The 14,452-nt window shown below is 60.7% G+C and carries 10 protein-coding genes; all 10 read right to left on the bottom strand.

Annotated features, from left to right (window positions below; genetic code table 11):
• Positions 1 to 2: 2 nt before the first annotated feature.
• A complete protein-coding gene (locus tag ACZZZU_RS19670; RefSeq protein WP_463551576.1) occupies positions 3 to 1,601 on the bottom strand; it encodes a CHASE domain-containing protein in 1,599 nt (532 codons plus the stop codon).
• A gap of 2 nt (positions 1,602 to 1,603) precedes the next feature.
• Positions 1,604 to 2,392 carry a substrate-binding periplasmic protein gene (locus ACZZZU_RS19665; RefSeq protein ID WP_463381860.1) on the bottom strand — a complete coding sequence of 263 codons (789 nt, stop codon included), beginning with the start codon at positions 2,390 to 2,392 and terminating at the stop codon, positions 1,604 to 1,606.
• A 188-nt stretch (positions 2,393 to 2,580) separates the two neighbouring features.
• Entirely contained in the window at positions 2,581 to 4,314 is a 1,734-nt protein-coding gene (gene cptA / locus ACZZZU_RS19660) for a phosphoethanolamine transferase CptA (protein WP_463551575.1), read from the bottom strand.
• Between the two features lie 245 nt (positions 4,315 to 4,559).
• Positions 4,560 to 7,163, bottom strand: coding sequence for a LuxR C-terminal-related transcriptional regulator (locus ACZZZU_RS19655; protein ID WP_463551574.1), 2,604 nt, complete (start codon positions 7,161 to 7,163; stop codon positions 4,560 to 4,562).
• Between the two features lie 211 nt (positions 7,164 to 7,374).
• Positions 7,375 to 8,742: a DUF1329 domain-containing protein gene (locus ACZZZU_RS19650; protein ID WP_463551573.1), complete on the bottom strand. Its 1,368-nt coding sequence runs from the start codon at positions 8,740 to 8,742 to the stop codon at positions 7,375 to 7,377.
• A 37-nt stretch (positions 8,743 to 8,779) separates the two neighbouring features.
• A complete protein-coding gene (locus ACZZZU_RS19645; RefSeq protein ID WP_463551572.1) occupies positions 8,780 to 10,579 on the bottom strand; it encodes a DUF1302 domain-containing protein in 1,800 nt (599 codons plus the stop codon).
• A gap of 357 nt (positions 10,580 to 10,936) precedes the next feature.
• Positions 10,937 to 11,851: an SDR family oxidoreductase gene (locus ACZZZU_RS19640; protein ID WP_122492808.1), complete on the bottom strand. Its 915-nt coding sequence runs from the start codon at positions 11,849 to 11,851 to the stop codon at positions 10,937 to 10,939.
• Between the two features lie 127 nt (positions 11,852 to 11,978).
• Complete coding sequence (locus tag ACZZZU_RS19635; RefSeq protein WP_463551571.1) at positions 11,979 to 12,533, bottom strand: hypothetical protein; 555 nt, start codon at positions 12,531 to 12,533, stop codon at positions 11,979 to 11,981.
• A 25-nt stretch (positions 12,534 to 12,558) separates the two neighbouring features.
• Positions 12,559 to 13,455 carry an alpha/beta fold hydrolase gene (locus tag ACZZZU_RS19630; protein WP_463551570.1) on the bottom strand — a complete coding sequence of 299 codons (897 nt, stop codon included), beginning with the start codon at positions 13,453 to 13,455 and terminating at the stop codon, positions 12,559 to 12,561.
• The gene (locus ACZZZU_RS19625; protein WP_463552162.1) at positions 13,455 to 14,222 is read right to left on the bottom strand and encodes a class II aldolase/adducin family protein; all 768 of its coding nucleotides are present in this window, start codon (positions 14,220 to 14,222) and stop codon (positions 13,455 to 13,457) included. Before ACZZZU_RS19625 ends, ACZZZU_RS19630 begins: the two co-directional genes overlap by 1 nt.
• Positions 14,223 to 14,452 lie beyond the last annotated feature (230 nt).

Raw genomic sequence — 14,452 nt, 5'->3', positions numbered from 1 at the left:
ACCTACAAAGCGACTGGGGCGGTTGCGCCTTGGTACAACTTCACCTGATTGCGCCCGCTGTCTTTGGCTTCGTACATCGCCGCGTCGGCGTTCTTGGTGAGCTGCACCTCGTCCTCGCCATGCTCGGGAAACAGGGCAATGCCGGTGCTGGATGACAGGCTCAACGGTTGCCCACAGCCCAGGTCGAACGGTTGATTGAGGGCTTCGCGAATTTTTTCGGCGACCACTAACGCATCGTTGTCACCGTCGATCACCGGCAGCAGCACCACAAACTCGTCGCCACCCATGCGTCCGACAATGTCCGACTCGCGCACGCAGTGTTGCAGCCGCTGCGCCACCACTTGCAGCAGGGTATCGCCGACATGGTGGCCAAGGGTGTCGTTGATGGGTTTGAAGCGGTCCAGGTCGATAAACATCAGCGCCAGCCGCGTGCTGTTGCGCCGAGCCTGGGCCAAGGCGTGGGTCAGGTGGTCGCTAAACAGCGCGCGGTTGGGCAGGCCGGTTAACGCATCGTGCTCGGCCAGGTGGCGTAAACGGGTTTCGCTGGCGCGCAGTTCGCGGGTCATTTCCCGCGCCAGGGTCTGCGCGCGGGAATGGCCGGTGGTCAACATCCACGTCAGCACGGTTAGCAGCAGGCTCAGGGCCAGACCGGCGCCGGCGATCAGCCCAGAATTGTCTTTGCTGATGGGCCGGTCGCGTTGTTGCTCGCTGAGCATTTCCAGGGTCCAGGTTCGCCCTGCCACTTCCAGGTACTCGACCGCATCGCTGGGGCCGCTGGGGCTGCGCACACTGCCTTCGCTGGAGTCGAACAACAACGACGTCGGCGTGCGCTTCACGCCTTCGTGAATTTTGATGGCGATGGCGCTGGACTGCGGCCCGTACAAGCTGGCCATCAATTTGTTGATGCGCAGCGGCGCGACCACCCAACCGATCAGTGTCGCGCGGCGTTGTGCCTGATTAACGTGGGGTTGGCCTTTGGCGTACACCGGCAGAAACATCAGAAAGCCGGCTTTGCTTTGCGCATCGGCTTCGCTGGGAATCACCAGCTCGACCTTGCCGGTGATTTTCGCGTCGCCGGAATCGCGCGCCTGCTCCATGGCCATGCGGCGTTCGGGGTCGGCGAAGGGGTCGATCCCCAGCACCAGATGGCTGTTGCCCGACAGCATTTCCATCTGCACCACCGGCGCGTAGAACTCACGTTCTCCTTCTGGGCGCACCTGAAAGTCCGGCACGCCGCTGGCCCGCTGTTGGGCAATCAGCGCCGGCAAGGCCTCGCGGCTGCTCCATTGCACGAAACCGATGCCTTCCAGGCCGGCGTAGTCAACGCCCAGCTGCAGCGAGTCGAGGTAGGTTTTGAATTCTTCGCGACGCACCAGATCCGAAGCGGCGAACAGGCCCTGCACGCCGCGCAACACTTGTTCGTAGGCGGCGATGCGTTGGTCGATGGCGCTGGTGGCTTCACGCAGGTTGTAGTCGGCGGTTTCCAGACGGTCGAGCTGGGCGTTGCGTTGCTCGTGGTGCCAGAGCCAATAGGTAACGCCCAACGACACCAGCAGAATCAGCGGCGCCAGTAATTTATAGCGAAGGCCAAGGCGCGACATGCTCAAAAATTAACCAGCGTGTGGGCCAATTCGGCCGGCAAGTATTTGGCAAAGATGCGCTCCACCGTGCCGTCGGCGCGCATGCCATCGACCAGCGCGCGCCACTGCGCCTGTTCCTCGGGTGACAGCGACTTCTTCGACATGATTAACCCGTGGGGCGTGGGTGCATCGCCGGTTTCCACCACGCGCGTCTGTTGGCGGATGTCATCGTTTTGCACCTGTGGGTAATCGAACGGCTCGATGATCATGCCTTGGATTTGATTGGCCATCAGCACTTCATACAACGGTTCCAGGCGGCTGGCGTGGCGCACGCGGCGCTGCGTGGTGAGCTGGTCCACCAAATTATTGGCCTTGGGGCTGTAGCGAAAACTGCGAATGATGCCAAGCTGCAGCGCCGGGTCGGCAGCGAAATCCGCCAGGGTTTGCACGCCGGCGTCCTGGCGAACCAGCAAGTAAAACTGGTCAGAGAAATACCAGGCGAAACTGGCGAAACGGTTTCGCTCCTCGTTGGCGATGCCCGACAGGCTGAAATCCAGCGCGCCTTGCTCGATCAACTGCCAGATGCGCGCGCGCGGCAACAGCGACACGGTGACGGTGCAGCCGCTGCGTTTTATCAACTCGTCGGCGAAGTCTTTATCGATGCCAGCGTCGGTGTCGGCTGAATACAGCAAGCCATGGTCATGCAACGCCAGCGTCATGGTGCGGGTGCAGGCAATCCCTGGCGCAGCCTGCGCCAGCGTTGGAGCCCCGAGAATGAGTGCACTCAGCACACTAATAAGAAACGGCCGCATCACACCCATAACCCCAAAAAACAGACGACACCATGCGTAAGGTTTTTCCTACTTATACGCCTGCCCGACCAAAAGAATAGGTCAGCCCAGGGCAACGCGTATGGCGCGCCGCTAATGGCTGTCCGAAAACGTCGCGAATACACACGAAAACGCCCCGGAATCGGGGCGTTGAATGGCACGTTGCGCCGTTACTGCTGGGCGGTTTCAAGCTCTTTAGGCGGCTGTTTGGGCTTGATCAGGCTGAAGTCGATCAGCGACTTCTTACTGCCATAGGGGTCGCCAATCATGCGCGGGCGTTCTTTGAACTGCGCGCTGACCAGGCTTTTGCTGGCGTCGAACTCATCAAAACTGAGGCCGGCCAGATCCGCCCAGGTGTGAATCAACTGCGAGCTGCTGTACGGCCGCTTGGTGTCGGCGATAAAGCTCCACTCATGCCCTTCGCGCCATTTCGGCGAGGCCCAGACCATAAAGGGAATGGTGTACATCGGCGCGGTCGGTTTCGCCTCGTTGCGCCCCAGCACGTTGCCGGTGGGCGAGTCGAAGACGTCTTCACCATGGTCGGAGAGGTACAGCAGAAAACCGTTGTCGTTTTTCTTGGCGTATTCACCGATCAGGCTCGACACCACGAAATCGTTGTACAGCACGGCATTGTCGTAACTGTTGTAGGTCGGCAGTTGGTCGTCACGCAGGCTGGCTGGCGCGCCCGAGCGGTCGGTGAATTTCTCGAACTCTGGCGGATAGCGGTACTGGTAACTCATGTGCGTGCCCAACAAGTGCACGACGATGAATTTCTTCGGCGCGTCTTCCTGCAACACCTTGGCGAACGGTGCCAACACATCACCGTCGTACTGGCGCGCGTTCTGGTTGCGGTTGTTGTTCAGGTACACCTGCTCGTCGGCCTGCTCGGAAAACGTGGTGAGCATGGTGTTGCGCTTGGTCATGGTCTGCTGGTTGGTAATCCAATAGGTCTTGAAGCCGGCCTGCTTCATGACGCTGACGATGGACGGCGTTTTCAGGTAAAGGTCCGGGCTCTCTTCATCGGCAAAGGTCAGCACCTGTTGTAACGCTTCGATGGTGTACGGGCGCGGGGTGACGACGTCGTCGAACACCAGCATGTCATTGCGCAGTTTGTCGAGATTGGGCGTGGTGTTGCGCGGGTAGCCGTACAGGCTCATACGCTGGCGGTTGGTCGATTCGCCGATCACCAGCACCAGGGTCGCCGGCTCGTTGCCAAGGCTGCTCTTGAGGTGTTTGAGCGGCGGAATCTTTGCCACGTCATTGAGCATGCCCTGCATGTTGCCCAACTGCTCACGGTATTGCCGATAGCCCAACACCAGTTGCCACGGCACCGCCGGTTCCAACTTGGCTTCGACTTTGAGCAAGGCATCGCCCAGGGTTTTCTCCCGCAGGCTTTGGCTGATCAGCGGATAACCAAGCGAACACAACAACATAAACGCAGCCGCAGCAAACGCTGGCTGGCCGGTCATTTCAATCGGCCGCACCCGGCGCCACAACACGTAGGCCACCACGGTGTGCACGACAAAGGCCGGCACCATCCACCAGGCGAAATATTGCGTCAGGTATTCGCTGCTCTCGGCCAGGTTCGACTCGAACATGATGAAAATCACGCTCTGCGAAAACTCCTGCCCGTAGATGAAAAAGTAACCCAGGCTCACCAACGACGCGGCCCACAGCAGCAGCCCGATCACACCGGCGATAACCCGCGTTTTTGCCGGGAACAGCAACACCGGCACCAGCCACAACGCGCTCATCAAGAACGCCTGGCGGAACCCGGTGAAACCGGAGGTACCGGTAATTTGAATAAGCAACTGCGGAACGCAGGAGAAATACCAAAAAAATAGAAATAACCAGCCTATTCCGGCCCAGTCGATACCCCACCCTTTGCTGCTTCGAACTTGCATATGCCGCTGCTCCGCCAAAAACCCGGACATCCGCTGGAAAGAAACAATGCGTAGCGGAACGTAGGGCGAACACCGTACGGCAGGGGGTGTGAAAAAAATGTCAGACGTGGCGGATGGGCAGGCGAGACGCCGGGCGGGGTTTGCAAGAAATCGCGGCTGAAGCCGCTCCTACAAATTTCGCGTTCTGTAGGAGCGGCTTTAGCCGCGATGCTTTTGACCTGGCCAGGTACCGCCAGCGGAGCTGTTTAAACCAGCCAGCCCAACGCCTTGGCCCTGGCGACGGCTTGCGTGCGGCGCTCGACGCCCAATTTGACGTTGATGCGCCGCGCGTGGGTCTTCACGGTGTGCAGCGAAATGTGCAGCCGATCGGCGATCTGCAGGTTGGAATAGCCTTGGGCAATCTGTTCCAAGACCATTTTTTCGCGCGCGCTCAGCGGCGATGTTTCCGCCGCCGCCTCGGCGCCCGCCCCCGCCTGACTCAGCAACAGCCGCAGTTCCAATGGCTCCGCCAACTGCGGCAGCACGCTTTCCAGCCAGGCGCCAAATTGCGCGTGCAGCGCCTGCAGGTCGGGACTCACGCCCTGCTGCTGCGCCGTTTCCAGGGCCAGCCGCAACATGGCCTCGGCGGGTTTTTCCAGGCCGTTCGCCAACAGCGCCTGCACCAGGCTGAATCGGCAGCGGTTGAGCAAGCTGCGGTAACCGCCGCGCTCGCAGTCGTCACTCAGGGCTTGCAGCGCGTCCAATGCTGAACGCACATCACCCAATTGCAGATCGGCCAAGGCCAATTGATAGCGCAAACGTGGAAGCAGGTCGTAGAAGCCAGACGGCGCCAGCAGGTCGCGTTCGAGGTAGCCGTCGAGCGTGGTTTGCAGCACGGCGCGCGCCCGTTGCGCTTCGCCCTGGCGCAACCACAGCGCGCCTTGGGCCAGTTGCAGCACGCCGCGATAGCGCACTTCCGGCACGTGCTGCCATTGCATCAGCCGCTCGGCCTTGCGCAGCAGTTGGAACGCCAGGGTGAAGTCGTTGGCTTGGGCCGCCAATTCGGCGAGGCCGTGGTAGCCAAAAATAACGTAGGCGTCTTCGCAGGCTTCAGCGGCCTGCAAGCCGGCGTTATACGCCGCGTGAGCGGCCTCGGTTTGACCTTGGCTGGCGAACAGGCTAGCGCGCAGGAGCAACAGGCGCCCCATCACCGGACCCTGGCGCCCCGCCGCTTGCAGGTGTTGCAGGCACAGGTCGGCCAGCTCCAGCGCCGCTTGGGTGTCGCCCATGATGGTCAGTTGGTGCACGCGGTCGACGCTTAGCAGCGCTTCGAACAACACGCTGCCGTTCAAGCGCGCCAGCTTTAATCCTTCCTGAATGTACTCGTAGGCCTCATCGAGCAGGTGCTCGGCGAACGCCTGCTGGGCGAGCGCCTGATAGCACAGCGCGCGTTGCGACCACGCTTCGTCCGCCAACACCTCCAGCGCTTGCAACGAATGCTCGCGGGCGCTGCGCTGGCCGCGCTGGCGTTGCAGCACGCCTTGAATGGCTTGGTAATGGGCGAACAGCTGTTGCTGTTGCCGGGCCGTGGGTTGCGGAAAGAAACGGCCCAGGTCTTTAAGGCAATCGTCCACTTCATCCAGACGCGCGCAAATCAGCAGCGCCCAGGCTTGCAGGGTAATCAGCCGGGGGGTGCTGGAATACAAGCTGGCGGGCAACTCGTGCCGCCATTGCAGAAATTGCGCGACGCTTTGACCGACCAGCAACTGTTCCTGGCCGAAGCGCTGCAAGTAGTTGGCCGCCACGTCGGGCTGATTGGCAAACAGCGCGTGCTCGACGGCCGCGCGCACGTCGCCGTGGCTGGCAAACCATTGGCAGGCGCGCACGTGGGCCTGCGTGGGAGCGGGTGCCGAGCTTTGACGCTTGAGCACTGCCGCCAGCGGGCGCGACAGGCGGAACCATTCGCCGCAGCTGTCCATGCCCAGAAAAAACATCTGCCTAGCATGCAGTTCTTCAAACAGCTGCGCGCCGTTTTCATCCAGTACGTGCTCGCACAGCGCGGCGGAAAACCGCGGCATATGGGCAAGCACCGACAGCGCCCGCAGCAAGGTTGGCGACAAGCCGGAAAGCACTTCGCGCACGATGTATTCGTGCAGCAACGGCGTACCGGACGCCAAGCGTTCGGGCAGATTCTCGGCGGTGCCTTTGATCAGCAGCAGGCAAGCGCCGGCCACCCAGCCTTCGCTGTTGTGTAGCAATTGCGCGCGCAGTTCGGCGGGCAGATCGAGGTGGTGTTGCTCCAGCAAACCGTTTAGTTCGGGTTCTTCCAAGGCCAGCGCCGAGGCGTCCAGTTCCAGCAAGTCACCCTGCAGCATCAGGCGCGGCAGGTTCCAGGCTGGGCGCCGGCGCCCGCCGATCCACCAACGCAAGGTGTGCGGCGCCTGTTCAAGCAGACGGTCGAGGCAGTCATCCAGCTCGGCGCAGGCTTCGCGCGGGTAGTCGTCGAGCACGATCCACAGCGGTTGCTCGATGCGGCTGAGCAGGCTGCACAACTCGTCGTAGGTGTCGCCCTCCTCCACGGCGCGACCCAGCGCTTTGGCCAGGCGGGCAAGCAGTTCGATGGGCGTGAGGGCGCGGCCGAGCAGGTCAAGCCACACCACTTGGGTGCCGACCGGCGCCTGGCGCACGCATTCGTTGAGCAACACGCTTTTACCAAAACCGGCCGGTGCGCAAATCAGCGCCAGGCGGCTGTCGCCGGCCAGCAGCGCCTGCACCAGACGCGGACGGGGAAAATGGGCCGCCGGCAAACGCGGCAGCGGACTGTCGGATAAACGCAGGGGGCGCGGTCCAATCGGGTGGACGTTATGCATGGTCGATGCCTCTGCTTTTTTTGTTTTTATTCAAGGTGAAACAAGGCCCGATCTTAACCACGCTTAGCTCGTAACGGGCGGCCAAATAAGAAAAAGGCGACCCGCGGGCCGCCTTATTCATACACCTGAGCAGTGCTCATTAAGCTGTGTGATGGACGCTCGTTGGGCTTCGCGGCGCTAGGCCTAACCTACGTCCAAATTGTTTCGAAGCTTAACGAACGCCAGCGTTACGCAGGGCTGCCGGGGTGTAGTCGGTGGCCGAGGTTTTGATGCCGTATTCAACCGAGTGTTTCTCTTCGTTCATCATGCCGATGGCCAGGTAACGGCCAGCGATGATGTCGTAGAGCGCTTCGAAGGCATAACCCGGGGCCTGCGCCACGAATTGCTGGTACAGGAACGCTTCGCCTACGCGCCACAGTTGGCCACGGCCGTCATACATTTCCGAAGCGGCGATCTGCCAGGAGTCTTCGTCGACGTAGAACTTACGTTTGCCATAGATGTTGCGCTCGCCGCTTTTCAGGGTCGCTTCCACTTCCCATACGCGGTGCAACTCGTAGCGGGCCAGGTCGGAATTGGTGTGGCCAGCTTTGAGGATGTCGGCGTATTTCACGTCCGGCGATTGCAGCTTGAAGTTGTTGTACGGGATGTACATTTCTTTCTTGCCGATCAACTTCCAGTCATAACGGTCAGGAGCACCGTTGAACATGTCGAAGTTGTCCGAGGTACGCAGACCGTCCGAGGCGGTGCCTGGGCCGTCATACGAAACCTGCGGTGCACGACGCACGCGACGCTGACCGGCGTTGTAGATCCACGCCATGCGCGGCTCGGCAACCTGGTCGAGGGAGTCGTGTACCAGCAGCACGTTACCGGCCAGGCGCGCCGGCTCGGTCACTTGCTGTTTGAAGAACAACAGGGCGTTTTCCGCTTTGGCCGGATCCAGGCCAGGCATACCCGCCGGGAACGACACCTCGTCGGTGAAGTGCACCAGGGTGTAGCTGCCGTTGGTTTGCGGCGTGGCCTGCACGATGTTGCGGCGCAAGTTGCCACCGCGATAACGGGTGATGTGGTTCCAGATCACTTCCAGGCCGTTCTGCGGAATCGGGAAGGCGTAGTAGCGGCTGTCGGTGAAGTTTTTCAGGCCGTTACCGCCTTCGAGCAGCACCGTTTTTTCGGCGCTGATCTTGGCTGCTTTGTTGATTTCTTCCGGCACGGCGGTGGTGCGGTGAGTCGGGTAAACCGGCATTTTGTAAGTGTCGGGATAGCGCTTGAACATCGCCAGTTGGCCAGCCGAGAGTTTGGCTTTGTACTGGTCGAGGTTGGCAGCGGTAATCACGAACAGGGGCTTTTCGCTGGCGAACGGATCGCTGACAAAACCACCGCTGTTTACGGCAGCAGCGTTCTTCGCCAGACCGCCGTTCCACTCCGGAATGCTGCCATCGGCGTTACCCGCTTTCTCACCGCCCAGTGGCGTGAGCGTGGCGCCGAGCTTGGCCACTTCGGCGGCCGGTACGGCAGCCAACACGCTGCTGGCAAGCAGCGAAAGAGCCAGGGCACCCAACAGATTTTTCGTTGTTTTCATTGTTCTTGTAGTCCTCTGTTATTTCCGCAAGCAATTCTTAGAAGTTCACGCCAACGCTGAGGGCCAGGAAGTCACGGTCGGTGAGTACGTTGTAATCGCCGCCGAAGAAGTTGGTGTACGAAATACCCGCGGTGTAGGTGTTGCGGTACTCGGCATCCAGACCAATGCTCGCGGCCTTGGCGCCTTCGTTGAAGTTCGGGCCATAACCATCGACATCGTGCGACCACGACAGGTTCGGTTTGAGGTTCACACCGGCGAACACGTCGCTGTAGTCCCAGATGGCGCGAGCGCGATAGCCCCAGGATGTGTTGGTGTAGTAGCCGTGAGGACCGCCTTGGGCGACGTTACCGAAGGTTGAGTCGCGGCCATAACGCAGCTCACTGCTGTGTTCCAGACCACCGATGGAGTTGGCGCCGATTTCACCCACTACCGTTACCCGATCTGCGCCCATGACTTGGTCGAAGAAGTGGGTGAACGTGGTTTGGATTTGGGTGACTTCTTTGCGGTTATAGCCACGGTGATCCTGGTTTGCCGTACCACGCGCGGCGAGAACGCCCGGCAAGCCACGACCTGCCGCTGCGAAAGCACCGGCTGGCTCAGTCGCAGCCAGCGGAGTCATGTCGTTGGTATTGATTTGCAGCGGCATATTCGGCCGATAGCTGATTTCACCGGACCATGCGGTGCCGGTGGGCAGCGTGGTGGAGAAGCTCAGGCCGTAGAGCTGAATATCTTCCGGATATTCAAAGTAGTACTTGCCTGTGCCTAACAGAATGGGCTGAGCCAAAGCACCACCTAAGGTAGTAAATGCGCTTTGAATCTCGTCCGCGCTGGCGTTCTGGATGCCCAGGAACGGTGTGCGCGCGTGGTAGTTCATGAAGTACGCACCGTACTCGGTGTCCTCGCCCTGCCAGCGCAATGCTGCGCCCCACTGACCCGAATCGCTTGGGTCACGGTCACCGGCACGTCGAACCGCCACGCCCTGCGAATTCAGGTCTACACCCGCGCCGGCCAGTGCGTTTCGAAGCACCGGGTTGTTATTCAGGTTGGCAACCGTCGCGCCATCCAAAACGCGGTAGTTGTTGTCGCAGCCTTCTTGCAACACATCGGTGCTGGAGAAGAAGGTGCCGCAGTTATCAACGACCGTCTGGTCCCACTCAAGCTGGTAGAACGCGTCGGCAGACAAATTCTCTGTAATGCTCTGCGAGACGTAGAACATGTTGACCGGAATCAGACCTTCCTTGACCTCCGCACCTGGACGGCGGAAGGCAGATACGTCGACCGGGTTGATCGAGTTGATGCCGTTCTGGATGAACGTGCTTTCACCCCAGCTGACCACTTGCTTACCCAGACGCACGCTGCCTGGCTGATCGGCAATGGCGTAGTTGTGGTAGACGAACGCATCCAGCAGCTGATAGCCCGACGAGCGCGCGCCCATCTTGGCGTGGTCGTCGTCGATGTCCATCAGCTCACGGCTTTCATCTTTAAGCTCGAAGTCGTACCAGTATTTGCCGCGCAGGAAGACACCGGTGTCGCCGTACTTCAGCTCAAGGTCATGGATGCCTTTGAAAATTTTCGAGAACGTTTTGTCTCTTCTGAAATTTAGTCGGCCATCGTCGTTGGTTTGAGTGAAAGCGTTGCCGCCGTTAGCGCTACCGATGTAGTCCTGGTTTGCTTTGGCAGTAGACCAGCTAGCACCAAGCGACAGCGAAGAGTCGAACTGCCCCTCGATCTCCCCAATATTGAAATTCACCGCGTGAGCCTGGGCGCAGGTGCCCAATGCGATCGCGATTGCCAGAGTCTTTGGCTGGAACAGTCCGGGCCTTTTTGTTGTTGTCATGCGGCTCTCCTAGTTGGTGAAACTGTGGTGCACCGTACTCAGCGGATGACACGCGGATAAGCGCACGAAGGTTTGATTCTTCGTGTCGCCCAAAAGGATGAATGCCCGCACCATGCGGTCATCACAGGGCACCAACACTGGAATGAATGGAGGGGCATTCGGCGAGGCGGGAACTTTTGCAGTTTGTAAGAAAACCGGCGCAAAACTTGCCTTCGCCACAGCCCCCGTAGGAGCGGCTTTAGCCGCGATGCTTTTGGCTCAAGCGCATCGCGGCTGAAGCCGCTCCTACAGGTGTGAAATTTGGGCAAAAAAAAACCGGCCCCTCTTAAAGGGGCCGGTTTTTTTAGCGAGCAGTGATTACTTGCCGGCGTGTTTCTGCAGATTCGCCATCATCGCTTGCAAGGCTTGCAGGCTGTCTTCGGGATGGCTGGCGCCTTCGAAGTCGCCGATTTCTTGCCAGTGGGCGGCAACGTCGTCAGCGGTAAAGCCGACTTTCGGATCAAAGCCCGCGCCGTTGCTGCGCTCCCAACGCACTTTACCGATCCAGCCGCCACCTACTTCGTAGAGGCCGGCAGTGTCTTGGCAGTTTTCGCTGCCCAGGTACACCACCAATGGGCTCACCAGTTCAGGCTTCAGTTGTTCGAACACTTGCTGGGGAATCAGCCCTTCGGTCATGCGCGTGCCGCCAGTTGGGGCAATGGCGTTGACGAAAATGTTGTTCTTGCGGCCTTCAATGGCCAGCGTGCGGGTCAGGCCGTACAGGCCGAGCTTGGCCATGCCGTAATTGGACTGGCCGAAGTTGCCGTAAATGCCCGAGGTGGACGAGGTGAAAATCACCCGGCCATAGTTCTGTTCACGCATGTGCGGCCACGCCGCGCGGGTGACCTTATAGGCGCCGGCCACGTGCACTTGGTAAACCAGGTCCCAGTCGGCGTCTTCCATTTTGTGGAAGGTTTTGTCACGCAGGATGCCGGCGTTGTTGACCACAACGTCGATGCGGCCGAAGGCGTCGAGGGCGTTCTGCACAATCTTCTCGCCGTCGGTTACCGAGTCGTGGTTGGCCACGGCGGTGCCGCCGGCTTCAACAATTTCAGCCACTACGCGGTCTGCCGCCGAAGCGTTGGCGCCTTCACCGTGGGTGCTGCCGCCCAGGTCGTTGACCACCACTTTGGCGCCGGCTTTGGCGAATGCCAGGGCGTGCGCGCGGCCAATACCACCGCCAGCGCCGGTGACGATCACAACCTTGTCTTCAAAACGAACGGACTCGCTCATATCAAACTCCTGTGGCAGATAGCAGAACATGCGATGGCGCCGAGTGTCGCGGAGCGCGGCGGCGGCCACAAGAAAAGCGGCCGGGGCTGAATGGCGCGCAATAACGGTAGGGCATGATTCGCGCCGCTCACTGCCGCCCCGGCGCCGGTGCCGGACACGTCGGCGAGACGACGGCGGGCGTCTCCACGCGGGTGTAGCGATAGGTGACATCGCGGTCTGGCGCGCCGCCGGCAATGATCAGGAACATGCCGAAACTGCTGGTGTGCACCGTAGCGGCCAGTTGCTCGGGGGCGCTCAGTGCGAGCGTTACGTCACGGGCGTTATGGCCCCAGGCGATAACCGGAATGCCGTTGAAGTCGCTGTCTGAAAATTGGTACTGAGTGCCGTCAAGGTGCCCGGCAATGCTGAGCTGCCCAACGCAGCGCCCTTCCCGATGCAGGCGCACGGTGAGCTGTTGGTCGGCGTCGATGTGCAATTGAACGAGGCCGGCGGTGGCCGGCGCATCGTTTACCGGAAAATTAGCGCGACTGGCCAACAGCGGCCAAAGCCCCGGCGCGAACTGTGGATTACCCAGCGGCTGCTGGGCATACCAGCCTTCAAACAGCGGCGCCTGCTCAGTGGGCGCGCTGCCTGCGCAGCCGCCCAATAGAAGTGTCGCCGTGAACATCGCTGCCGTGCGCATATCGCCTCCCGCTAAAAGTCAGCGGCTAGGCTACCGCAGCTCCAGCGAGGGCGGCGCGAAATGCTTGGTAATGCTGCAACACTTCCGCAGGCGCCTCGGTTTGCGGGTAATGGCCGATGCCTTCCAGCAGCACGGTGTCCGGTTGCGGGATCAGCTCCCGGTAGCGCGCCACCATGTGGGCGCCTGAGATCGGGTCCACGGCGCCATCGATTACCCGCAGCGGCAAACCGCCTTTTTGCATCGCCGCCACCCAACGGTCGCGCTGTTGCCGGCGCTCGGGAATGTAATGAATCAAACGATGCATCACCGCCGGCCCGTTGTTATGGGCGATCAGGCTGTAGAAGTCGTCCAGTTCCTGCTCGCTGGGCTGGGTGTTTGGCCCGAAAACCTTGGCGAAACTTTCCGCCAACTTTTGCCGACCGAACATCCGGCCGATCAGCGGCCCGAGCGGGCTCAACAGCAGCTTTTGCACCAGCACCGGGCGATGGGTTTCCGGGAACAAGCCGCCGTTTAGGAACACGCACGAGGCCAGGCGAATTCGCCCTTCGTGGTGCCGCGCCACCAGCTCCTGCGCCACGCTGTCGCCGTAATCGTGAGCCAGCACGTGCACTGGCGCGTCGATGTTCAACTGGCGCAGCAGCGCCTGTTGGATATCGGCCTGTTGCACCAATCGGTAATCGTGACCACGAGGTTTGGCCGAATCGCCGAAGCCGAGCATGTCGCAGGCGATCACCTGATAGCGCTGCGCCAAGGTGTTCCACAGGTAATGCCAGTCCCAGCTGGCAGTGGGGAAACCGTGGATCAACAGCAACGGCTCGCCGCGCCCTGCCGTCCAATAGGCAATTCTGTGTCCCTCAAAGGTCAGGCTCTTCGCCTGCGCGCGCCAGTCGCGCAGGGGAATGCCGGCGAGGGCCGGCGTCATCACGCGCTGTAGCCCGGATTTTGTTGATCCAGTTTGCGCAACAGCGCCGGCCACGCCAGCGAACCGCCCATGCCTTGGGAGGTTTTCATCACGCCCTGCACCATGGCTTTGGCGCCGTCGAGAATTTGCTGCGGAATGTGGATCAGCTCGGCGCCGCCGCTTTGCGCCATCACCTGCACTTCGCAAGCGCGCTGCAGGGTGAACATCATCAGGAACGAGTCGGCAATACTGGATGAGCAGGTCATCAGGCCGTGGTTTGGCAGAATCATGAAATTGCTGTCGCCCAGATCGGCTTGCAGACGCGCCTTTTCTTCATGGTTCAGCGCTACGCCTTCGTAGCCGTGATACGACAGGCTCGACAGCACGAACAGCGACTGCTGTGACAGCGGCAGCAACCCTTGTTTCTGCGCCGACACGGCAATGCCGGCGGCGGTATGGGTGTGGATCACGCAGCCGACGTCGTGACGTACTTCGTGCACGGCGCTGTGGATGGTGTAGCCGGCCGGGTTGATTTCGTACGGGCTGTCCATTTTCTTCACGCCGTCGAGATCAACCTTTACCAGGCTGGAGGCGGTGATTTCATGGAACATGAGGCCGAACGGGTTGATGAGGAATTCTTCGGTGCCCGGCACCTTGGCCGAGATGTGGGTGAAGATCAGGTCATCCCAACCGTGCAGGGCGATTAGGCGGTAGCAGGCCGCGAGGTCGACACGGGCCTGCCACTCGGCGGCGGACACCTGGTCTTTGACGTTCGGTACGGATTTGATTTGCGCAGCGGTCACGGCGGTCACCTCGGTTGTTTTTGTTTTCAGTGCCGGTGAGTCTAGCGAGGGATGGCGGGGGCGGTAGTCGCTCTGGCAGCCAGCTTAGTGGCCTTGTGGGTCAGCGCGCGGAGCATGGGATTAAAACCCTCACCCCAACCCTCTCCCGCAAGCGGGCAGAGGGAGCCGACCGTGTATCGCGCGGCAAGCTGCGATTGGCTCCCCTCTCCCGCCTG

This window comes from Pseudomonas sp. AC136 (assembly GCF_979258585.1).
The sequence above is the reverse complement of the archived record's forward strand: the minus strand, read 5'-3'. Positions and strand labels throughout refer to the sequence as shown.